The sequence below is a fragment of the Burkholderia sp. Ax-1720 genome, assembly GCF_011753035.1.
GTDB classification, from domain to species: domain Bacteria; phylum Pseudomonadota; class Gammaproteobacteria; order Burkholderiales; family Burkholderiaceae; genus Burkholderia; species Burkholderia gladioli.
The window spans coordinates 1-22,218 of sequence record NZ_VWWK01000126.1 but is presented as its reverse complement, the minus strand read 5'-3'; the positions used below and the strand labels follow the sequence as shown (position 1 = coordinate 22,218).

The window sequence follows — 22,218 nt, the reverse complement described above, 5'->3', positions numbered from 1 at the left end:
CCGGCAGCCAGGCTGCCGCGGCGGCCATGACCAGCGCCAGCGACAGCGCGGCGGCCCGCTTGGCGCCTCGCCAGGCGCCCGGGCGCGCCGGGGATGCCGGGAACGAAGGCTTGCGCCCGGGTGGCTCGGCGCAGGCAGGGTGGGATTGCATCCGGTCTCCAGATCGGTGTCGGCGTGATTGTGTGTCGACCGGATCAGGCTCCGGCCGCTTGTCGCTCGATGAAGCCACCGCAGCGTGATGACGATCCTAGGCACCGCCCCTTTTTGGCGGAAGCCTCGCCAAATTATCGCGATCTATTTTTTCGATCACCGTACGTTAGCATCGGCAGCCGGCGCTGGGGAGGGGCTGGGATAGGCCGCGGGAAATCGGGCCGGGTCAAGCGCGGAACCCGCGCCGCTGCGCAGCCCGCGACGCCGTTCGGGGCACGAGGATTCGTCTGGAGAAATGCGAGGAAAGGACAATCGCGCCGGGCCGGCCGTCCCATGACGCGACCGGGATTCGCCGGCCAGCCGGTTCGATGTCTTGCGGCAGGCAAGCCGGCGCCGCGAGCGCGGCTCCGCCCTGCCCTAGCCAGCGCTCAGCGGGTCGCGCCCACCGTCAGCAGCGCGTGATAGGCCGCGTCGTTGCCCTGCGCCTGCGCGAGCCGCAGCGCCGTGGTGCCGCGCGCGTCGGCGTGATCGGGGTTCGCGCCGCGCTTGACCAGTTCCGGCAGCAGGTCGAGCCGGCCGAACAGCGCCGCGAACGAGAGCGCGGTCTCGCCCGAGTTGTTGACCTGGTCGATCGGGCAATCGGTCCGCATCAGGCGCCGCGCGCTGTCCAGCTCGCCCTTGAAGAGCGCGCCCATCAGCGCGGTATTGCCGTTGCGGTCGCCCAGGCAGGCGTTCGCGCCATGCTCGAGCAGGAATTCCATCGCCTTGGGCTGGGCGTCGTAGGTGCTCAGGATCAGCGCCGTGTAACCCTGGCGGGTGGTCGAATCGATCGGGTAGCCGGCCTGCAGCAGCGCTTCGAGGATGTCGGTGCGTCCGAGGCGGGCCGCGGCGAACCAGTCGTCGTCGTAATGGTGGATATCCTGCACCGCGACGCCGGGTTCCGGCTTGTGCAGCTCGGGTGCCGCGCAGGCACCGAGCGCGAGCAGCAGCGCGGGGACGAGGGCCTTGAGGAACGAGGATGGGCTGCAGCGCGATGGCATGTCATAGGGCTCCGTCGAAGTGCCGGGAATGCGGATTCGGGAAACGGGCGACCCGGGCCGCGGGCGGCGCGTGATGCCGCGCCCCCTGCTCCCGGCCCGGGCGGCGCGCCGTCGGCTGGCGACGGCGCGCGCCGCTTACATGTCGCTCAGCGTGGCCGCCTTGGCCTGCACGCGCGACAGGTCCGCGTGGGTGGCCGAGGCCAGGCGCTTGCCGTAGTCGGCGTCGGCCTTGTAGAAGTACGACAGCATGGTGATCTTGTTGTCGTCGTTGCTGACGTGGTTCAGGTCGCTCGAGAGCGCCGTCACCAGGTCCGCCTTGCCCTGCGAGGACAGCGAGCGGTAGTACTCGCCGGCCTGGCGGAAGTTCAGCGTCTTCTTGATCGCGGCCTGCTGGGTGGTGCCCGACAGCGGCGTCTGCACGTACTTGTACTTCGGATCCTGCGGGATCTCGCCGAGCGTCGAGGGCTCGTAGTTCACCTCGCCCTTGCGGTCGCCCGCGTTCATCAGCCCGTCCTGGTTGTTGTTGACCACCGGCACGCGCGGACGATTGATCGGCAGCGAGTTGAAGTTCGGCCCCAGGCGGTACATCTGCGTATCGGCATAGGAGAACATCCGGCCCTGCAGCATGCGGTCTTCCGAAGGCTCGATGCCCGGCACCATGCGCGAGGGCGCGAAGGCCGATTCCTCGGTGCTCTCGAAGTAGTTGTCCGGCACGCGGTTCAGCGTCATGGTGCCGATCTTGCGCTCCGGCACGTCGGCCCAGACCTTGGTGTCGTCGAGCGCGTTGTAGTCGAACTTGTCGAGATCCGCCGGCTTGAGCACCTGGATGTAGAGGTCCCACTTCGGATCGTCGCCGCGCTTGAGCGCGCCGTACAGATCGTTGCTCATCAGGTTCCAGTCCTTGCCGATCGAGGCCGGGATGTCCTGCGGACGGATGCCCTGCATGCCCTGCGCGCTCTTCCAGTGGAACTTCACGTAGTGCACCTCGCCCTGCGCGTTGACCAGCTTGAAGGCGTGCACGCCGAAGCCGTCCATGTTGCGGTACGAGTTGGGCATGCCCTCGTCCGAATACAGGCGCGTGAGCATCGCGGTGGCTTCCGGCGTATGCGCGAAGAAGTCGAAGGCGAGGTTCGGATCCTGCACGCCCGTCACCGCGCTGGGCTTGTTGGCATGGACGAAGTCGGGGAACTTGATCGCGTCGCGGATGAAGAAGATCGGCAGGTTGATGCCCACCAGGTCCCAGTTGCCTTCGCTGGTGTAGAACTTGGTGGCGAAGCCGCGCGGGTCACGCGCCTGCTCGGGCGAGCCGCGATAGCCCATCACCGTCGAAAAGCGCACGAACACCGGCGTATGCGCGCCCGGCGTGAACACCTTGGCGACCGACAGGTCCGAGATGTCCGCGTCGGCCACGAATTCGCCGAAGGCGCCGGTACCGCGCGCATGCACCACGCGCTCGGGGATGCGCTCGCGATCGAAGCGTTGCAGCTTCTCGATGAGGTGCGAGTCCTGCAGCACGACCGGGCCGCTCGGGCCTGCCGTCTGCGAGTTCTGATTGTCGCCGACCGGCGAGCCGTTATCGCGCGTGAGGTTTGCCGCGAACGCCATCGACGACATCATCAGGCCGACGGCGGTGGGGATTGCCCATCGCGACAGGGTTTTCTGTTTGTTCATTTCGTCTCCGTGAGGAAGTGACACCACTGGGGATACCGGTTATCGAGACGAGTGAATGCTATTGAGACAGGCCACGCGATTCCAATTGGTATTGGTAATGGCGCAAATAGGCAGCCTCAATCATATGAACTATCGAAGACCATCGAAGACATCGAAAATCGGCTGAAAACGCCCATCCATCAAGGATGTTAAGGCGTTTACGAAATTTTTGAATTGATCAGTATTCCGACATTTTTCTTCTTTTCGTTACTGACTTTTCGCAATTTCCGGACGCATCGTCCAATTGACAACTATCGCGACGCAGCATTTTTCGATGGTATTTCATGTCCATGATTTACCGGACATCGAGGAATTTCGGTAATATCGCGCGCGTTTTCAGTCAGTGCCGGACTCGAACCTGTCTTAACCGACAGCAGGACAGACCAGTCCACTCGATGCGCGCGCAACGACTCCGCGGCGCCCCGGATAAAGCAGCATGCGCCACGCTTGTTTTCCGCGCAATAAAAAACGACATCGCCGGCATGAAGCCGTGACGATGTCGTTTGGCGAGGAACGCTGCGCGGCGGCGGCTCAGGCCACCACGTGGCTCTTGTGCTCGAGGGCGATATCGCGGAAGTTGCGGAACAGCTCGATGCCCGCCTCGGTGCAGATCGATTCGGGATGGAACTGCACGCCATGCAGCGGCCGCGTGCGATGGCGGATGCCTTGGATCACGCCGTCCTCGCCCCAGGCGCACAGCTCGAAGGGCTCGCGCACCGCCTTCACCACCAGCGAATGGTAGCGCACGATCGACAGTTCCTCCGGCAGCCCCGCGAACACGCCGCGCCCGTCGTGACGAATCACGTTGACGCGGCCATGCATCGGCACCGGCGCATGCACCACCTCCATGCCGTACAGGTGCGCCATGCACTGCTGGCCGAGGCAGACGCCGAGCAGCGGCAGCTCGGTATCGCGGATCACGTCGGCGCTGATGCCCACGTCGGCCGGCACCGCCGGCGTGCCGGGGCCCGGCGAGACGATGATGCAGTCGTAGCGCGAGAAGTCGATCTCGTCGAGCGAGGCGGTGTTCTTCACCACGGTCGGCTCGACCCCGCAGACCTGCCCCATCTGCTGGAAGATGTTGTACGTGAAGGAATCGAAGTTATCGATGATCAGGGCTTGGCACATCGGCGCACGGTCCTTGCATGGATGAGGGAGGACACGGCCGCGCGGATCGGCACCGCTCCGGGTGGGAGCGGGCCGCCGCGTCCGGCCGCTCAGGCGAGCGAGGCGCGCTTCTCGCCGAGGTAGCTGGCGAAGCGCGCCACGCCGGCCTCGATCTCGGCCGCGCCGGCATTGCTGAAGGCGAGCCGCACTTCGCGGCGACGCGAGGCGTCGAGCGAGAAGAAGGTCATCGGCATCACGATCACGCCATGATCGCGCGCGCATTCCACGGTCTCGCGCTCGCCGAACTCGAAGGGCAGCGTGACGCCGAGGAAGAAGCCGCCGTCGGGGCGGTTCCAGCGGATCTCGCCATCGGTGCCGAAGGCGCGTTCGAGCGCACCCAGCAGCACGTCGCGATTTTCCTGGTAGAAGCGACGCGGCGCATCGACCAGCCGCCGCAGGCTATGGCCCTCGCGCAGCAGCACGCCGCCCACCAGCGCCTGGGTCACCTGGCTGGTGTTGACGGTCACGAAGCTCTTGCGCTCCGAGATTTCCGCGCGCAGGCGTTCGGCGGCCTGCTCGCTGCCGAACAGGCGCCTGGGCAACACCGCCGCGCCGACTCGCACGGCCGGGCACAGCGTCTTCGAATAGGTGGCCAGGTAGATCACGCAGCCGGCCGGATCGAGCGCCATCATCGGCTTGGTGGGCTCGCCGTCGTAGCGGAACATGCCGTAGGGATTGTCCTCGAGCACCACGATGCGATGTTCCAGACAGCCGGCGATGATCGAGCGCCGCTCGGCCTCGTCGAGCACGGTGCCGGTCGGGTTGTCGAACTCGGGGGTCAGGTAGAAACCGCGCGCGGTCTTGCCGGCGCGGCGCAGCGCGGCGGCGGTGCGGGCCAGCGCCTGCTCCCAGTTCTCGCCGGCCTCGCATTCGACGGGCAGGATCTCGATGCCGGCGAAATCGGCCACGCCGGTGACGCCGATATAGGTGGGATTGCGCGCCAGCATCACGTCGCCGCTGGCGCGGCACAGCGCGGGCACCAGCAGCGCGAGCGCCTCCTGGCAGCCGGCCGTCACCACCACCTGCGAGGTATCGCAGTCGACGCCCTCGTCCAGGCGCAGTTGCTCGGCGATCAGGGCATTGATGATGCCGGCCGTGCGGCCGTACTGGGCGAGCCGTCGGCCCGCCAGCGCGAGGTCCTGGCCGGCCGCGCGGGCCGCGTGGGCCTGGTAGTCGGGCACCGCCTCCAGCCAGCCTTCCAGCGAGAAGAACTGCTCGGCCGGGCGGCCCGAGGCGAAGGAGATCGCCTGCGGATACTCGTTGGCGGCCTCGTTGAGGAAATTCATCACCGAGAGCCGCGAGGCTCCGGCGCTTGCTTGAGTCGACAAGGCCCTCTCTCCCATCCTGTGCATGTCCCGAGGCGCCACGGCTGGCCGGTCGGGCCCGCCAGGCGATGGCTTCGGGATGTCTCTCAGTGCCATATCGACGGCATCGAGCCGCCGTCATTTCGTTCTGTGCATCGCGTGCCGCTTCCTTGCGAAAGCAGCGGCGCGCAATCTGGCGGCTACGATAGCACCGTCGGCGATCGATAAATTATTTGCTGATTTTTCTTGATAAATTCGCGTGCTGCTGCATGGCGCGATTCAATCCAGGCCACCGCGAGACCGACGGTATCGTGCACGGCGGGAAACGCGACAAACCGCCGGACCAGCGTTTACACTCGTGCGCTTTCGCGCCGGGCGCCCCGCCCCGCCTCACCGGACTTCCGAACCGCGCCGATGCCGCCACCGATCAACGTCGAAGACTTCCGCAAGCTCGCCCGACGCCGGCTGCCGCGCCGCGTGTTCGACTACCTGGACGGCGGCGCCGAGGACGAACGCGGCCTGCGCCGCAATCGCGACGCCTTCGCGCGCCTGGCCTTCGTGCCGCGCCGCCTGGTGGACGTGGCCTCGCGCGAGCTGTCCACCACCCTGCTCGGCCAACGGCTCGCCGCGCCCTTCGTGCTGGCGCCGACCGGCCTGAACGGCCTGATCTGGCCGCAAGGCGATATCGCGCTGGCCCGCGCCGCGCAGCGCGCCGGCATTCCGTTCGCGATGTCCACCGCCTCGAACGTCTCGCTGGAGCGCCTGGCCGGCGAAGCGGGCGGCGAGCTGTGGTTCCAGCTCTACGTGATGCATCGCGAGCTGGCCGACAGCCTCGCCGAGCGCGCCGCGCGCGCCGGTTATCGCACCCTGGTGGTAACCGTGGACGTGCCGCTCAACGGCAAGCGCGAGCGCGACCTGCGCAACGGCTTCGCGCTACCGCTGCGGCCCAGCCCGGGTCTGCTGCTCGACACGCTGCGCCATCCGCGCTGGAGCGCCGCGCTGCTGCGCGCGGGCGGCGTGCCGACACTGGCCAACGTGGGCGCCGACGACCACGCCAGCGTCGAGGTGAAGGCCGCGCTGCTGCGCCGCCAGATGGACGCGAGCTTCAACTGGCACGACTTGAGGCGGCTGCGCGATCGCTGGCCGCATCGGCTGCTGGTGAAGGGCATCCTCGGCACCGACGACGCCCTGGCCTGCCTGGAGCTCGGCGTCGACGGCGTGATCCTGTCGAACCACGGCGCGCGCCAGCTCGACGACGCGGTGGCGCCGATCGACATGATCGCGGCCGCGCGCCATGCCTGCGAGCGGCGCGGCGCGCTGCTGCTCGACAGCGGCATCCGGCGCGGCTCCGATATCGCCAAGGCGCTCGCGCTCGGCGCCGATGCGGTGATGCTGGGGCGCGCGGTGCTCTATGGCCTGGCGGCGGCCGGCGAGGCCGGCGTGACGCGCGTGATCGAGATCCTCGGCGACGAGCTCGATCGCACGCTGGCGATGCTGGGCTGCCGCGGCGTGGCCGATTTGTCGGCCGCGCATGTCGAGCCGTCCGCCGCGCCCGGCGAAGGCTGGTGAAATCGTCGCCGCGGGTTCAGGCGCGGGAATGCAGCGCGCTGGGGCGTGTGTCGCCGCGCCGATGCGGGAGCGCGTTCGTATCGTCCTTGCCGCCCTCGTCCCTTGCCTCGCGACGCGCATCCGGCGCATCGCCCGAGAAGTAATAACCGGCACGCCGGACCGTGTGGATGAAGCGCCGGCCGTTCGGGTCGCGCAGCTTGGCGCGCAACTGCTTGACGTGCACCTCGATCAGGTTGGTGCCCGGATCGAAATGATGCTGCCAGACCGCCTCGAGAATCATCCGCCGCGTCATCACGCGATCGGCATTCAGCATCAGGAATTCGAGCAGGCGGAACTCGGTCGGGCGCAGTTCCACCAGGGTGGCATCCACCAGGGCGATGCGGCGAATCCGGTCCAGCACGATGCCGCCCGCCTGCAGGCGCGCCGCGGCCGCGTCGTCGGCCGGTGCCGGCGGCCTCGCCTGCCGTCGCAGCAGCGCGAGCACGCGCGCCCCCAGCTCTTCCAGGTCCAGCGGGAACGGCTGGTAGTCGTCGGCACCGGCCTTCAGCATGCGCACGCAGCGCTCGATGCTGCCCTGGGCGTCGATCGCCAACATCGGCACGCTCAGGCCCGTCGCGCGCATCGCCGCCACCAGCGCGGGGCCGTCGATCTCGGGCAGGTCGTAGGCCACGATCACCAGCGCGTAGGCGCCGCTGGTCACGCGATACAGCGCGTCGCGCGCCGAGGCCGTGTCGTCGGCCGACAAGCCCTGCTGCTGCAGCGATTGCGCGATACCTCGCAATGCCTGCCGATCCGCTTCGATCACGAGGATGCGGCTCATGATCGGCCTCGCCGGCGGGTCGCGATCCATGCCGGGCGGCCGGGGCGCATGGCGCCGGCACCCGGGTTCGATGCGGCACGCATCGCTCAGCTACCGAAATACACGTTGCAGAAGCTGGCCGGGCCCACGCAGTTCGGGTCCGAGGCGGCCGAGTTCTGGCCGTTCGCAGCCTGGGCGCGCTGCGCCTGGCCGGCTTGCTGTTGCGCGACCTTCGCCTCGGCGGCCTGCAGCTTGGCCGGGTAGTCGACGCTCTCGCCCGCCGCCGGATCGTAGCCGGCCTGTTCGAGTTGCGCGAGTTCGGCCACCACCTGCGCGCGCGTGATCGGCGCGGTGCCCTGGGCGAACGACAGCGCCGGGACGGTGAGGGCGCAAAGGGCGATGGCGAGGGTGCTCAGCTTCTTCATGATGATGCTCCTGGTTCGGATAAATGGTTCGAAATCCTCATCAATCGATGGATTCCGGTTCGCTCGACGGGCTCGCTTGCTGCTTCGTTGCGTGCCTGTCATAAGGGCTAACAGCATTTCGCGACGAATATTCCCGTCTCGTCCCGAATCTTTTTTCAGGCGAGGCGAAATGCGTGCCGTCATTCACCAGATCGGGCGGCGCGGCGATTCGGTTACATCGCGACGCGAGATATCGCGGCGCGATCCAACGATGCGAGCGGGTGCAGGGAAAACGGAAGGGAGGAAAAGACAGGAAACGCGCGAGCGGCAGCGCCCGCGCGACGGCCTCAGGCCGGTTTGCGGCGGGCCTTCGCCGCCTGGCGTGGCGTGGCGGAGGCGCTCGACGGCGCCGCGAGATCGCCGGCCGCGCCCGGCGGCACCAGCGCCATCAGCGCCTGCGCGCCGGGCGACAGCGAGCGAGCCTTGAGCCAGACCATGTGCAGGGCCCGCTCGATACGCGGCGCGTCGACCTCCACCAGTTGCAGGTCGCCACGCGCGAGTTCGTCGCTCACGCTCAGCCGCGAGAGATAGGCCAGGGATTGTTGTGCCAGCAACAATCGCTTGATCGCCTCGGTATCGCTGACCGACATCAGCGGCGTGATCGACAGCCCCAGCCGCGCATAGGCCTCCTCGACGATCGCGCGGGTGCCGGAGCCGGGCTCGCGCAGGATCACGGCGTGTTCGGCGAGATCGGCCGGCGCGAGGCGCCGCCCGGCCAGCGGATGGCCGGCGGCGGCCACCACGGCGATCTCGTCGGCGCCGATCGGGCGCGCGTCGAGCACGGCCGTATCGAACGGGCCCTCGACGAAACCGAGCGTGAAGCTCAGATCGCGCAGGCCGGCCTCGACGCCTTCGGTATTGGTGACCGTCAAGTCGATCGTGATGCGCGGGTGCCGTGCGTTGAAGCGCGCGATCAGGGCCGGCACCAGATAGACGCCCAGCGTGTTGCTCGCGCCGATCCGCAGATGCCCGGCGCCAAGGCCGGCCAGCTCGCGCAGTTCGCTCTCGGCCGTGTCGGCCAGCGCGAAGATCCGCGACGCGTGGTCGAACAGCAGCCGCCCCGCCTCGGTCAGCGCCACGCCGCGCGGCAGGCGATCGAACAGCACCAGGCCGAGCCGCGCCTCGAGTTCGCGGATCTCGCGCGTGACGGCGGGCTGGCTGACGTGCAGGCGCTCCGCGCCGGCGCTGATGCTGCCGGCGCGCGCGACTTCGTGGAAGGCCAGTAAATGCGTGAAGTTCATGAGTGGACAGACCTCGTGGCCCGGTCGGCGGGCATGACGATGCCGCCGGCAACGGGCTTCATGACAGGCAAACACCGCGCGCGGGCACTTATTCCCGGCCCGGCGGCAATCTTTCGATCGAGACCTCGGAAGCCGGCGCAAAGCATATCAAAAAAGCATGCTTCCAATCATTAATATGTATTTTTCTTATCCCGCCACGAACCCTAGACTGCCCTCATCTCCTCCCGATCCGATCGGAGCCCATGATGAAAACCTCCCAAGCCGCCCTCGCCCGCCGCGCCGCCCAGCGGCCCGCCTGGCTCGAGAATATCCGCCAGTTCACGCCCAACTGGTTCGCCGTGACGATGGGCACGGGCGTGGTCTACCTGGTGCTGAACGCGCTGCCGGGCGCCTCGCCGCTCAAGACGCTGGCCGCCGCCTGGCTGTGGCGCCTCGACATCCTGCTCTACGCGCTGTTCGCCGCGATGTTCGTCGCTCGCCTGGTGCTGTTCAGCGACACCATCCGGCCGATGCTGCACCACCCGATGCAATCGCTGTTTCTCGGCACGCTGCCGATGGGGTTGGCGCCGATCGTCAATGGCCTGGTGCTGTTCGGCGGCGCGCAGCAGGGCAACACGGCCGGGCAGCTCGCGCTGGTCCTGTGGAGCTTCGACGCGGCGCTGTCGGTGCTGGTCGCGATCGGCGTGCCCTACCTGGTGTTCACGGTGCAGGAACACAGCCTCGAGAAGCTGACCGCGGCCCTGCTGCTGCCGATCGTGGCGCCCGAGGTGGCCGCCGCCAGCGCCGCCCTGCTGGCGCCGCACCTGGACCCCGCCGCCGCGCAGGTGGTGATCGGCCTCGGCTACGTGCTGTGGGCGATCTCGGTGCCGCTGGCCTTCTCGATCCTGACCATCGTGCTGTTCCGCCTGGTGATCCACAAGCTGCCGCATCGCGAACTCGGCGTGACCAGCTGGCTCACGCTCGGCCCCATCGGCACCGGCGCGCTCGGCCTGCTCACGCTCGGCCATGCCGCCAGCCAGGCCTTCGCCGGCACGGCGCTGCAAAGCGTGGCCGTCGCCGCCCGCGACTTCGGCGTGCTCGGCGCGCTGCTGCTCTGGGGCGCCGGGCTCTGGTGGCTGGCCTGTGCCCTGCTGTTCATGTGGCGCTATCGCCGCGAGGGGCTGCCCTTCAATCTCGGCTGGTGGGGCTTCACGTTTCCGATCGGCGTCTACACGCTCGCGACCTTCAACCTCGCCCACGTGACCGGTTTCGGCATCTTCACCGGCCTCGGCCTGGGCTTCGCCAGCCTGCTCGGTATGCTGTGGATCGTGGTGCTGGCCCGCACGCTGCGCGGCCTGATGTTCGAGCGGATGTTCCGCGCGCCGTGCCTGGCGACCAGCCGCGCCTGAGCCACGCGTCGCTCCGCCAAATGGAAGGGGGCCGCGATCCACCGGGATCGCGGCCCCCTTCGGTATTCCAGCCCGCGCTTCGCGCCGGCCTGAAGCGCTTCAAGACACCTCGGGGCTCAGCGGGGCTCGTCAGGGCACGAATCGCAGGCTGTGCTTCGCCTCCCCGGGCAGGAACGGCGTGGGCTCGCCCTTCACCCAGGCTTCGTGGCCGGCCAGGAAGAAGGGGCTCAGCGGATGGCCGCTCTGCCCGCCCGGCATGTTGAAGATGCCGGCCTCCTCGTGCCCCGGCGACACCACCATGCGCTCCGACTGCCCGAAGTTCGGGCCCGCCACGCGCGGCATGCCGGAATCGCCCGGCACCTGCTCGGCCGGCGCCGCCAGCCAGCGGCCCAGCAGCGGCACGCTGGAGGCGAACGGATGCGCGATGCGCAGCGTGTTGTGGCGGCCCCAGGTGGCCTGGTCGAGCTTCGCGCCGTCGCGCGTGAGCTCGGCGATCACCTGGTCGATCGCTTTCAGTTGCAGCTCGCGCCAGCTCCCGGCGCCGACCGGCAGCCAGCCCGCCGGCTGCGCGTCGAGCAGGCGCGCCATGGTGATCGACCAGCGCGAGTTCACATGCTCGTAGTCGGCATCGGGATCGAGCTGGTGGATCTGCGTGTCGAGCCCGCCGAACACGTCGCCGGACAGGCGATACAGGAAGCCGCGCGCGAGCCGGTAGCCGACCGAATCGACGCTGGCGCGCCCGGTCCAGCTTTCGGTCAGCAGGCGCTTGAATTCGGCGCGCTGCGGATGGCCGGCCACGGCCGCGTCGTCGAGCAGGCGCAGCGCGCGCTCGCGCCACGGCGTGATGAACAGCGCGCGATCGTCGAGATCGACCTGGTAGGCGGCGGGCTCGCTGGTCTGTCCGAGCGCCGTCAGGTCGTCGCGCAGTTGCGAGGCGCGCGAGCCGTGGTCGGCCCCGCCGTCGCCGATCAATCGATAGGCGTCGCCGGCCAGTTGCCGGTTGTTGGCGGTCCACAGCTGGCCGCCCGAGGGATCGACCACGCGCGGCACCGCCTCGGGCGGCAGCACGCCCCGCCAGCCGGGCCCCGCGCCCACGTCGCGCCGATCCGGCAGCGGCCCGGCGATGGTCCAGCCGATGCGGCCCGAGCGATCGCCGATCATGATGTTCTCGGCCGGAATCCCCGAGGCGTTGGCGATCCGCATCGCGCTGTCCAGGTCGCTGGCCTCGGCCATCCCACCCAGCGTCAGGTTCACCGCCTCGGGCGCCTGCGCGACCCAGTGTACCGCGTAGGGCCGGCCGTCGATCTCCCGCACCGGGCCCACGGACGTTTCGAGCACCGTCATGGTCTGCGCGGCGGCGCCGTGCACGCCGATCGTCTCGGTATAGGCCCGGGCGCGCCCGCTCACGCCGTTCACGCGGAACGCCAGCGGGTCGCTGCCCTCGTGTTCGAGCGGCACCAGGTTCAGGCCGTTGATGTAGCCGTCGGTGAAGCCCCAGGCCACCTCGCCGTTGCTGCCGACCACCACGCCGGGCAGCCCGGCCAGCGTCACGCCCACCACGCGGCGCGTGTGCGTGCCGTCCTGCGTGACCAGCGCGGCGCGATACCAGGTGTTCGGCAAGGCGATGCCCAGGTGCATGTCGTCGCCGACGATGGCCGCGCCGTTGGCGCTGCGCTTGCCGGCGATCACCCAGCTATTGCTGCCGATCGAGGAACGGAAATCGAGCGCGGCGCGCTTCTGCAGGCCGTCCGAGCCGCCGCGGAAGCCTTCGGGAGCGTTCTCGGGCAGCGGCGTGAGCGGCGCGTCGATGCCGGCCGCGTCGAGCGGCGCGTCGTGCGTCGACGATTCGGGCAGCAGGAAGGCCTGCTGCTCGGCCGTTGCATGCGTGCGCAACCACAGCCGGCCGACCTCGCGCGCCGGCAGGTTGCCCTGCAGCTCGAAGTACATCGCGTAGATCGCCAGCAGCGAATCCTCCGGCTGCCAGCGCTCGGGGCGCGCGCCCAGCAGCGCGTATTCGAAGGGCCGCGCGCCGAGCGCAGCCAGCCCGTCGTTGACGCCCTGCGTGTAACGATCGAGCGCCTTGTGTTCGTCGGGCGAGAGCCGCGCCACGGCCTCGCGGGCCCGCGCGCGGAAGCGGTACAGGCGATGCTCGCGATCCAGGCCGAGCGCCGCGCTGCCCACCAGGGCCGACAGTTCGCCCGCGCCGCTGCGGCGCAGGTAGTCCATCTGGAAGAAACGGTCCTGCGCATGCAGGTAACCGAGCCCGTAGGCCAGGTCGTAGCGGTCGCGCCCGCTCAGGGTGGGCACCCCGGCGGCATCGCGGGTCACCGTCAGCGGCGCGCCGAGCCCGGCGGCACGCAGTTCGCCGTCGAGTTGCGGCAGGCTCGCGCGCAGGAACAGCGTCGCGCCGACGGCGACCGCCACCACGGCCAGCACCAGCAGGCCTGCCAGGATCTTGAGCCACCTCGACAGGCGGCGCTTACGGGAAGTCATGGATACGGGATTCCGAAACGGGACACGGAAACACCGCCGGCCGCCCTCTCGCGGCGCCCGGCGGCACGGCTCATCTTATTGCTTGGAGATCAGGAAGTTGCCGAGCGCGAGGTAGTCGATATCGGTCTTCATGAAGGTGTTGATCGCATCCTGCGGGGTACAGACGATCGGCTCCGAATCGTTGAACGAGGTGTTCAGCAGCAGCGGCACGCCCGTCAGCGCGTAGAACTCGGAGATCAGCCGATGATAGCGCGGATTGTCCTCGGCATAGACGGCCTGGGCCCGCACCGTGCGATCGAAATGGACCACCGCCGGGATCCGGTCGGCCTTGTCGGCGCGCGCCACCGAGGTGGTCAGCATGTACTTGCCGGCCACCGACGCGGTGCTGCCCTCGAACCAGGCCTCGGCTTGCTCGCCGAGGATGCTCGGACAGAAAGGTCGGTACAGCTCGCGGTGCTTGACCTTGACGTTCATCACCTCGCGGATGTCGGCATTGCGCGGATCGGCCAGCAGGCTGCGGCCGCCCAGCGCGCGGGGGCCCCATTCCATCGCCCCGTTGAACCAGCCGATCACGGCGCCCTTGGCGATCAGCTGGGCCACCTCCTTCTCGATCTCGACCTTGTGATAGGCCAGCGTGGTGCGCTTGAGCACGGCCTCGATCTCGTCGTCGGAATACGACGGCCCCAGGTAGGAATGCGTGAACACGTAGTTGCGCGGCTGGCCCAGCACCTCGTTCCAGATCAGGAAGCAGGCGCCCAGCGCGGTGCCGGCATCGTTCGAGGCGGGCTGGATGAACACGTCGTCGAACAGCTTCTCGCGCACGATCACGCCGTTGGCCGCGCAGTTCAGCGCCACGCCGCCGGCCATGCAGAGGTTGCGGTAGGTCTGGCGGTCGAACTTGCGCAGGATGTGGATCAGCACCTGCTCGGTCAGCAATTGCAGGCCGGCGGCCACATCCACGTAGGCCTGCCAGTTGTCGGTGTTGAAATCGACCGGCTCGTGGCGGCGCGGCAGCCCGAACAGCGTCTCGAGCGTGGAGAAGTCGGGCGACTCGTGGCGCAGCACCGACAGGTCCACCGTCATGTCCGCCTTGTCAGGCACGATGCGCGAGAACAGCTCGATGGTCTTGCTGGCGTCGCCGTAGGCGGCCAGGCCCATCACCTTGGAGGCGTCGTACTGGCTGAAGCCGAGGTACTTCGAGAGCTTCTCCCAGACGAAGCCCAGCGAGTTCGGGAAGTTGAAGTCGTGCACCTTGCTGAGCTTGAGCCCGTCGCCGTGATAGAGCGAGGTGCTGGCCCATTCGCCGATGCCATCGATCACCAGCACCGCCGCCTTCTCGAAGGGCGAGACGTGGAACGCGCTGGCCGCGTGGCAGTCGTGGTGCGGCAGGAAGTGGAACTCGCCCTGGAAGCCGGCTTCCTCGATCAACTGGCGGCGCGAGGACAGCACGCCGTCGGCGAAGCTCAGGCCGCCCTCGAGCGTCTGGTAGCTCTGCTTGTCGAGCGGCCAGTCGTGCGTGCCGCCGCTCGCGGCGCGCCACGAGGCCACCCCTTCCTGCAGGATCTCGGGGCTGAAGGAGTAGCCGATATGGGCCACCTGGTCGAGCTCGATGCCGGCCGCGTCCAGGCACTTGCGGATCGACTTCCAGGGCAGTTGGCCGGTGGTTTCCGGCGTCGACAGCTTGCCGTGCTTGATGCGGTTCAGGCGTTCTTCCTCGATCGCCATCACCACCTGCCCGTCCTTGATCAGGCAGGCGGCGGATTCGTGGTAAGCGGCGTTGATCCCGAGTACGTACATGATGTGTTGTCCTCTTCAGTCCAGTTGTGATTCGTCGATGATTCGGTGGTAATGCGTGTCCGCTTGGAGTTCGGGCGCGCGCCGGCGGCGGCGGGCCGGCGCGCGTGTCCCGCGTTCAGGGTCGGCCGTCGAGCAGCGTCTCCAGGGCACGGATGGTCGGGTTTTCGTAGAACTGGCGAAGCTCGATCTTCTGGCCGTAGCGCCGGCTCACCTCGGAGATCATCTCGATCGCCTTCAGCGACTGGCCGCCCAGCTCGAAGAAATCGTCGGTCACGCCAACCGCGGCCGCGCCCAGCAGGCGCGTCCAGATCGCCGCCAGCTCGCGTTGGCGATCGGTGCTGGCGGCCTGCCGCTGCTGCCGCTCGCCCACCTCGATCACCGGCAGCCGGCGCGCGTCGACCTTGCCGCTTTCGGTCAGCGGGATCGCCGGGATGAAGTGCACCTGGTCGGGGATCATGTAGTCGGGCAGCGACTGGCGCAGCCAGCTGCGCACCGCCTCGCGCGTCAGGCTCGGCGCCGACGGCGCGAGCGTGGCGGCCTCGGCGTCGCTCGCGAGGCGCAAACGCGCCAGGCCCAGCGAAGCCGCGACGCGCCGCCATTGCGCGGCCTGCGCCTCGGCCTGCGCGGCCGGCAAGGCGTCGGGCGCATCGAACACCAGCAGCGTGTCGGGCACCTGCCCCGCATCCTGCTGGGCCGCCGCGAGCGACACCGCGGCCTCGCGATCGAGCGGAAGCGAGAGCGAATCCGCCATCGCGTCCGCACGCAGCGGCACCGCCTCGATCCAGGCCAGCACCTGGCTGGCGGCATCGGTCAGCACCAACTGGCAGGCCGGGAAGCGCCGCGCCAGCTCGTTGCCGGCTTCGGCCACGGCGGGCACGCCGGGCTCGCCCTCGTCGTCGCCCAGGCCGCTCGCGCCAGCGACTTCGGCAACCGCTTCGGCAACGGCTTCGGGCAGCGGCGCAGGCTCGCGCAGGGCCAGCGCCGCCGCGGTCAGCTCGGGACGCTGCTCGAGCGTGAACGCATACCGCGGCGCCCCGCCCGGCTCGCCCGCCACGCCGATCGCCTCGGCCGACTGCTCGACGAAGGCCACCAGCCTGCCCAGGTCCTCGCGGTACTGCAGCGCGGCCGCCGCGATCGACGGATGGGCACGCAAGGCGCTGGCGATCTCCTCCAGCTCGACGCGGTTGCCGCGGATCTTCAACTGCCGGTCGGCGCGGCCGTGGAAATGCACCAGGCCGGCGCGATCGCAATGCCCGAGGTCGCCGGTGCGATAGACGCGCAGCGGCTGCCCCTGGTACTCGATCTCGACGAAGGCACGCGCGCTCGCCGCGTCGTCGTTGAGGTAGCGGCGCGCCAGGCCCGGCGAGGCCACGCAGATCTCGCCGATCACGCCGCGCGGCACCGGCTGCAATTGCGCGTCGAGCACATGCAGGCTGGCATTGCCCACCGGCCGGCCGATCGGCACGGTGTCGCCCGCATAGGGCTCGCTGCAATCGAAGCGGCTCGCGTCGACGGTCACCTCGGTCGGGCCGTAATGGTTATGCAGGCGGCAGCCCGGGAAGGCGGCGGCGAAGCGCTCGGCCAGGCCGCGATAGAGCGCGGCCGCGCCGACCACCGCGTGCCGCAGCGAGGGCAAGGCGCCGATCTCGCCGCGCTCGCGCGCCTGCACCAGGCTCTCCAGCATCGAGGGCACGAACTGCGCGAAGCTCGCGCCCTCGCGTTCGATCAGCTCGCCGTAGGCATGCGCGCTGCGCAGCCAGTCGTCGCCCATCACCACCACGCTCGCGCCCGAGGCCAGCGGCCAGAACACGTCCTGGATGAACACGTCGAAGGTGAACGGCGTATGGAACAGCACGCGGTCGCGCGCATCGAGCGAATAATTACGCTGCAGGTCGGCGATCATGCTGACCACGCCGCGATGCTCGATCTCGATGCCCTTGGGCGTGCCGGTCGAGCCCGAGGTATGCAGCACGTAGGCCAGCGAACGCGGCTCGACGGGCGCCGGATCGGCATCGGAATAGCCGCCCAGCGCGCCCATCACCTCGTCGACCAGCACCACGTCGTAGGCGAACTGCGCGAAGGCGCGCCGCGTGGCGCCGGCCGTCAGGGCCCAGCGCGCGCGGGAGCCGCGCAGGATCGCGTCGATGCGCTTTTGCGGCGTCTGCGAGCCGATCGGCACGAAGCTCGCGCCCGCCTTCAGGATCGCGTAGAGCGAGACGATCATCGCCAGCGAGGGCTCGAGCAGCACCGCCACCTTGTCGCCCGGCTCGACGCCGAGCGACATCAGGTAATGCGCGAGGCGGTTGGCCTGGCGGTTCAGCGTCGCGTAGTCGTGGCGCTCGCCGTCGATCACCAGCGCGGTGGCCTGCGGCGTGCGCGCGGCCTGCCGGGCGAATAGCGAGTGCATGCTGGCCCGCGCGTCGTACTCGACCGGCTCGCCGTGCACCACGGCCGGCGGATTGCCGTTCGCGCCGACCATCGTGTAGCGCGCGAGCGGCTGGTGCGGATCGTCGAGCACCTGCTCCATCAGCGCGGTCATGTTGTCGAGCATCTGCCGCACCGTCTCGCCCTCGAACAGGTCGGCGTTGTAGATGCAGCTGAACATGATGTCGCTGCCGAACTGGTCGACCACGAAGTTCAGGTCGAAGCGCGAGGACTTGTTCTCGGTGTCCACCACGTTCTCCAGGCTCAGCGCCAGCCCGTCGAAGCGGATCCGGCTCATCAGGTCGCTCTTGTTGTTCTGCACCCCGTACATGATCGAGAACAGCTTGGGCCGCGACAGGTCCTTCTCGTGCTGCAACTGCTCGATCACCTGGTTCGACGGGTAGTGGTAATGCTCGAAGGCATCCAGCGTGCGCTGGCGCACCTGGGCCAGCAGCCCGGCGAAGCTCATGCCCTCGTCGATCGTGCAGCGGATCGGCATCGGCGTGGCGAACAGGCCGAACAGGGGCTTGAGGCGCTCGTCGGCGCGGCCCGCGATCGGGCAGCCGATCACGAAGTCGTGCTGGCCGCTGATGCGCGCCAGGTAGGCGTCGATGATCGCCAGTTGCAGCATGAACAGCGTCACGTCGTGCTGCTTCAGGTAGGCCTCGATCTTGCGCACCACGCCGCGCGGCAGCCAGCTGCGCAGCGCATCGCCGCGATACGACATCACGTTCGGGCGCGGCCGGTCGGTCGGCAGGTCCAGCGGCGGCGGCAGCGTGCGATACATGTCGAGCCAGTAGCGCTTGTGCTCGTCGAAGGCGCCCGAGCGCAACTGGCGGTGCATCCACTGCACGTAGTCGAAGTAGCCCACCTCGATGGCCGGCACCTCGGGCGGCCGCCCGGCGGCGTAGGCGTTGTACAGCTCGCTCATCTCCAGCATCAGGTTGATCAGCGAGGTCTCGTCCCAGATGATGTGGTGGACCACGAAGATCAGCTGGTGGAAGTCGCCGCCGTAGCTGGCCACGTGCAGGCGGAACAGCGGCCCGGTGGCGAAATCGAAGGGCGCCACGCCGAAGCGCGCGCCGAGCCGGTTGGCCTCGTCGATCGCCTCCGCGCCAGAGAACTGCGTGCGATCGAGGAACACCTCCCCGGCATGGATGCCGATCGACGGATCGACGATCTGGATCGGCGCGCCGTCGCGGTAGTCGAACTTCACGCGCAGCACCTCGTGGCGGTCGAGCAGGGTCTGCCAGGCCTTGACGAAGGCATCGCGGTTCAGCTTGCCGGTGAAGAACAGGTCCGACACGCTGATGTTGTAGACGGGGCTCGTCGGGTCCATCTGGTAGGCGTACCACTCGGGCACCTGGCAGGGCGCGAGCTCGTAATGCGGCTGCGCGGGCAGGCGCTCGATCGGCTCGGGCACCACCGCGCCCTGCCCGTCGCGCAGCGCATCGAGCGCGGCAGCCACGGCGCGCAGCTGCGGCGCCTCGAACAGCGCGCGCAGCGGCAGCGCCACGCCGAAGCGGGTGCGCAGCTTGAGCGTGAGCTCGGCGGCCAGCAGCGAATGGCCGCCCAGTTCGAAGAAGCTGTCGAGCGCGCCCACCTGGTCCACCTCCAGCAGCTCGCGCCACAGCTCGGCGAGCTGCGCCTCGGTGCCGGCCGCCGGCTCGACGTGCTCGTGACGGCGGAACACGTCCTGGTCCGAGGGCTGCGGCAGGCGCTTGCGGTCCACCTTGCCGTTGGCGTTGAGCGGGAAGCTGTCCATCAGCACGAAGGAGGCCGGCACCATGTAGCCCGCCACGCGCTCGGCCACGAAGGCGCGCAGCTCCGGCACGGTCGGCGCCGGGTGGCGATGCGGGATCACGTAGCCGAGCAGGTAGAGCCGCTCCTTCGCATCACGCGCGGCCACCACCACCGCCTGGCGCACGTTGTCGTGATCGCCGATCGCCTTCTCGACCTCGCCGATCTCGACGCGCTGGCCACGGATCTTCACCTGGAAGTCCTCGCGACCGAGGAACTCGAGCGTGCCGCCCGGGCGGTAGCGCGCCAGGTCGCCGGTCTTGTAGAGCCGGCTGCCGGGCAGCGCCGAGAACGGATCGGGCAGGAAGGCGCGCGCCGTGCGCAGCGGGTCGCCCAGGTAGCCGCGGCCCACGCCGGTGCCGCCGATATAGACCTCGCCCGTCACGCCGAGCGGCACCGGTTCGAGCTGTGCGTCGAGCAGGTAGGTGCGCAGGTTCGGCAGGGTGCCCTGGATCGGCACATAGGGCAGCGCGGTGCCGAGCGGCTCGCGGATCCACAGATGGCTGGTGTCGTCCGAGCACTCGGTCGCGCCGTAGGTATTGACCACCGGGATGTGCGGCACGCAGGCGAACCAGCGCTCGCAGAGCGCGGGCGTGAGCGCCTCGGCATTGCTGACGTAGACGCGCACGCCCGGCAGGCGCTCGGCGCCCGGGCGCGATTCGAGCTCGTCGATCAGGATCTTCATGTGCGAGGGCACCGACTCGAACACCGTCACGCCCTCGGCATCCAGTTGCGCGAACAACTGTTGCGGATCCCAGGCCGCGTCGCCGGGGATCACCGCGGTGCGCCCACCCACCAGCAGCGCCACCAGGTACTGCCAGATCGACACGTCGAAGGTGGTGACGGCCATCTCGGCCACCACGTCCCGCTCGCCGATGCCGAGGTCGTCGATCTTGGCCAGCAGGTGGTTGAGCATGCCGAGCTGCTCGATCATCGCGCCCTTGGGCAGGCCGGTGGAACCCGAGGTGTAGATCACGTAGGCCAGCGAGGCCGGCGTGAGCGGCAGGAAGGCGCCCGGCGCGGCCGGCTCGCGCAGCAGCGTGTCGAGCGCCACGCGCTCGGCGGCCACGTTCAATGCCTGCGCGCAGCCGGCGCCGGCCGCGTCGTGCAGCACGTAGCGCAGCTTGCCGAGCTCGGCCACACGCTCCAGCTTGGGCAGCGGATCGGCCGGGTTCAGCGGCGTGAACGCCAGGCCCGCCTTCAGCACGCCGAGCATCGCCACCAGGTAGCCGAGATCGCGGCCGAGCAGCAGCCCGACCAGGGCCTCGTCGCGCGCGCCGAGCGCGAGCAGGTTGTGGGCCACGCGATCGGAGGCGCGGTCCAGCTCGGCGTAGGTCATGGAACGATCGCCGCAGCTCGCCGCGATGCGCTCGGGCACGCGCGCGGCCTGCCGCGCGAACAGCTCGCGCACCGTCAGGCCCGGCTCCAGCGGCCGGCGCGCCTGGTTGAGCGTCTCCAGCTGATAGCGGCGCTCATCCTCGTCGAGCAGCGGCAGCGCGTGCAGCGCCGTGCCCGCATCGGCGGCCACGCCCGCCAGCAGATGGCGGAAGTGCGCGGCCAGGCGCTCCACCGTGGCGGCCTCGAACAGGTCGGTGCTGTACTCGAAGCCACCGTGCAGCCGGCCGTCCAGCGACCAGGTGGCGAGATACAGGTCGAACTTCGCGCTGCGATGCTCGGGTTCGAGATTGCCGGCGTGCAGGCCGTCGAAGCGGGCCGTCTCCAGCGCGGCGCCGTCCTGGTACGAGAACATGGTCTGGAACAGGCCGCTGCCGTCGCGTTCGCGCTGGCCGTTGACGGCCGCGGCGATCTCCTCGAGCGCGACGTCCTGATGGTCGAAGGCTTCCAGGCAGGTGGCGCGCACCGTGTCGAGCAGCTCGGCGAAGCGCGTCGAGGGCTGGGCGCGCAGCCGCATCACCAGCGTGTTGACGAAGAAGCCGACCACCGGCTCGAACTCGGGCCGCCCGCGGCCCAGCGCCGGCACGCCGATCAACAGGTCGTCCTGGCGGGCGTAGCGCGCCAGCAGCGCCGCGTAGGCCGCCAGCAGCAGCATGAACATCGAGACGTGGTGACGCTGCGCCACCGCCTCCAGCCGCGCGGCCAGCGCCGCGTCGAGCTCGAAGGAGAAGGCCGCGCCCGCGCCGCTCGGCTGCGGCGGCCGGGCGTGGTCGGTGGGCAGTTGCAGCACCGGCAGCGTGCCGTCGAACCGCGCGCGCCAGTAGTCGAGCTGGCGTTCGCGCTCGCCGCCGTCGAGCAGGCGGCGGTGCCAGTCGGCGAAGTCGCGGTATTGCAGCGCGCGCGTGGCCGGGTCGGCGGCCGTGAGCGCCGGTGCCCGGCCGGCGCGCGCCTGGTTGTAGTGGCGCGCCAGGCTCTGCTGGAACAAGGCCACCGACCAGCCGTCGATCACGATGTGATGGAACATCGACAGCAGCGCGTGTTCCTCGCCGGCCAGCCGGACCAGGCTGAAGCGCGCCAGCGGCCCGCGTTCGAGGTCGAAGGGCGTGCCGAGCTCGCGCTGCACCAGCGCATCGAGCGCGGCGCGGCGCGCCTCGGGCGCGAGCGTCGAGAGGTCGTGGCGCGCCAGTTGGGGCGCGGCCGGCGCGTCGATCACCTGCAGCGGCGTCTCGCCTTCCACCACGAAGCGCGTGCGCAGCGATTCGTGCTCGGCCAGCGTGGCCGCCAGCGCCGCGCGCAGGGCCGCCTCGTCGAGCGCGCCGTCCAGCGTCAGCAGGTCCGGCAGGTGATAGGCGGTATTCAGCGGGTCGCGCTGATGCAGGTACCAGAGCCGGTATTGCGCGCCCGACAGCGGCGTGGCGAGCGCCTCGATGCGCTCGATCGCCGGCAGCGCGCCGCCGGCCGCCGTGGCGCCCGCCTC

Annotated in this window: 12 protein-coding genes; 2 read left to right on the top strand and 10 right to left on the bottom strand. The window is 69.4% G+C overall.

Translation table 11 applies throughout. The annotated features are described in order from the left end of the window. Positions 1-578: 578 nt before the first annotated feature. The 4 genes from F3J18_RS26525 to F3J18_RS26510 form a co-directional block, all read right to left on the bottom strand. On the bottom strand, positions 579-1,190 hold the full coding sequence (locus F3J18_RS26525) for an ankyrin repeat domain-containing protein (RefSeq protein ID WP_025099821.1): 612 nt from the start codon (positions 1,188-1,190) through the stop codon (positions 579-581). 135 nt (positions 1,191-1,325) lie between these two features. After that, positions 1,326-2,861: a catalase gene (locus F3J18_RS26520; RefSeq protein ID WP_275691153.1), complete on the bottom strand. Its 1,536-nt coding sequence runs from the start codon at positions 2,859-2,861 to the stop codon at positions 1,326-1,328. Positions 2,862-3,431: 570 nt separating this feature from the next. Further along, positions 3,432-4,028, bottom strand: a complete 597-nt coding sequence (locus F3J18_RS26515) for an aminodeoxychorismate/anthranilate synthase component II (protein ID WP_166915096.1) — start codon at positions 4,026-4,028, stop codon at positions 3,432-3,434. A gap of 89 nt (positions 4,029-4,117) precedes the next feature. Further along, positions 4,118-5,395, bottom strand: a complete 1,278-nt coding sequence (locus F3J18_RS26510; RefSeq protein WP_166915094.1) for a PLP-dependent aminotransferase family protein — start codon at positions 5,393-5,395, stop codon at positions 4,118-4,120. 390 nt (positions 5,396-5,785) lie between these two features. Here F3J18_RS26510 and F3J18_RS26505 point away from each other — a divergent pair, with 390 nt between their 5' ends. Continuing rightward, a complete protein-coding gene (locus F3J18_RS26505) occupies positions 5,786-6,940 on the top strand; it encodes an alpha-hydroxy-acid oxidizing protein (protein WP_025099825.1) in 1,155 nt (384 codons plus the stop codon). 16 nt (positions 6,941-6,956) lie between these two features. Here the strand turns inward: F3J18_RS26505 and F3J18_RS26500 are convergent, their stop codons facing one another. The 3 genes from F3J18_RS26500 to F3J18_RS26490 all read right to left on the bottom strand — a co-directional run bounded on the left by F3J18_RS26500 (position 6,957) and on the right by F3J18_RS26490 (position 9,444). Further along, a complete protein-coding gene (locus F3J18_RS26500; protein ID WP_166915092.1) occupies positions 6,957-7,760 on the bottom strand; it encodes a response regulator transcription factor in 804 nt (267 codons plus the stop codon). Between the two features lie 86 nt (positions 7,761-7,846). Then, on the bottom strand, positions 7,847-8,164 hold the full coding sequence (locus F3J18_RS26495; protein ID WP_025099827.1) for a DUF4148 domain-containing protein: 318 nt from the start codon (positions 8,162-8,164) through the stop codon (positions 7,847-7,849). Positions 8,165-8,490: 326 nt separating this feature from the next. Continuing rightward, complete coding sequence (locus tag F3J18_RS26490) at positions 8,491-9,444, bottom strand: LysR substrate-binding domain-containing protein (protein ID WP_166915090.1); 954 nt, start codon at positions 9,442-9,444, stop codon at positions 8,491-8,493. Between the two features lie 242 nt (positions 9,445-9,686). Here F3J18_RS26490 and F3J18_RS26485 point away from each other — a divergent pair, with 242 nt between their 5' ends. After that, complete coding sequence (locus F3J18_RS26485) at positions 9,687-10,832, top strand: TDT family transporter (protein WP_166915088.1); 1,146 nt, start codon at positions 9,687-9,689, stop codon at positions 10,830-10,832. 129 nt (positions 10,833-10,961) lie between these two features. On the opposite strand, the gene F3J18_RS26480 is transcribed toward F3J18_RS26485, so the two are convergent. From F3J18_RS26480 to F3J18_RS26470, 3 genes are all read right to left on the bottom strand, one after another. After that, entirely contained in the window at positions 10,962-13,325 is a 2,364-nt protein-coding gene (locus tag F3J18_RS26480) for a penicillin acylase family protein (protein ID WP_166915087.1), read from the bottom strand. A gap of 75 nt (positions 13,326-13,400) precedes the next feature. Then, entirely contained in the window at positions 13,401-15,122 is a 1,722-nt protein-coding gene (locus tag F3J18_RS26475) for a carbamoyltransferase C-terminal domain-containing protein (protein ID WP_166915085.1), read from the bottom strand. A 115-nt stretch (positions 15,123-15,237) separates the two neighbouring features. Then, on the bottom strand, positions 15,238-22,218 hold a 6,981-nt coding region (locus tag F3J18_RS26470; protein WP_166915083.1), incomplete at its 5' end, for a non-ribosomal peptide synthetase.

Bases quoted from the DNA above. Each gene is read 5' to 3' on its own strand.
- F3J18_RS26525 (WP_025099821.1), bottom strand. From the start codon at position 1,190: ATGCCATCGCGCTGCAGCCCATCCTCGTTCCTCAAGGCCCTCGTCCCC.
- F3J18_RS26485 (WP_166915088.1), top strand. From the start codon at position 9,687: ATGATGAAAACCTCCCAAGCCGCCCTCGCCCGCCGCGCCGCCCAGCGG.
- F3J18_RS26505 (WP_025099825.1), top strand. From the start codon at position 5,786: ATGCCGCCACCGATCAACGTCGAAGACTTCCGCAAGCTCGCCCGACGC.
- F3J18_RS26520 (WP_275691153.1), bottom strand. From the start codon at position 2,861: ATGAACAAACAGAAAACCCTGTCGCGATGGGCAATCCCCACCGCCGTC.
- F3J18_RS26490 (WP_166915090.1), bottom strand. From the start codon at position 9,444: ATGAACTTCACGCATTTACTGGCCTTCCACGAAGTCGCGCGCGCCGGC.
- F3J18_RS26515 (WP_166915096.1), bottom strand. From the start codon at position 4,028: ATGTGCCAAGCCCTGATCATCGATAACTTCGATTCCTTCACGTACAAC.
- F3J18_RS26480 (WP_166915087.1), bottom strand. From the start codon at position 13,325: ATGACTTCCCGTAAGCGCCGCCTGTCGAGGTGGCTCAAGATCCTGGCA.
- F3J18_RS26500 (WP_166915092.1), bottom strand. From the start codon at position 7,760: ATGAGCCGCATCCTCGTGATCGAAGCGGATCGGCAGGCATTGCGAGGT.
- F3J18_RS26495 (WP_025099827.1), bottom strand. From the start codon at position 8,164: ATGAAGAAGCTGAGCACCCTCGCCATCGCCCTTTGCGCCCTCACCGTC.
- F3J18_RS26475 (WP_166915085.1), bottom strand. From the start codon at position 15,122: ATGTACGTACTCGGGATCAACGCCGCTTACCACGAATCCGCCGCCTGC.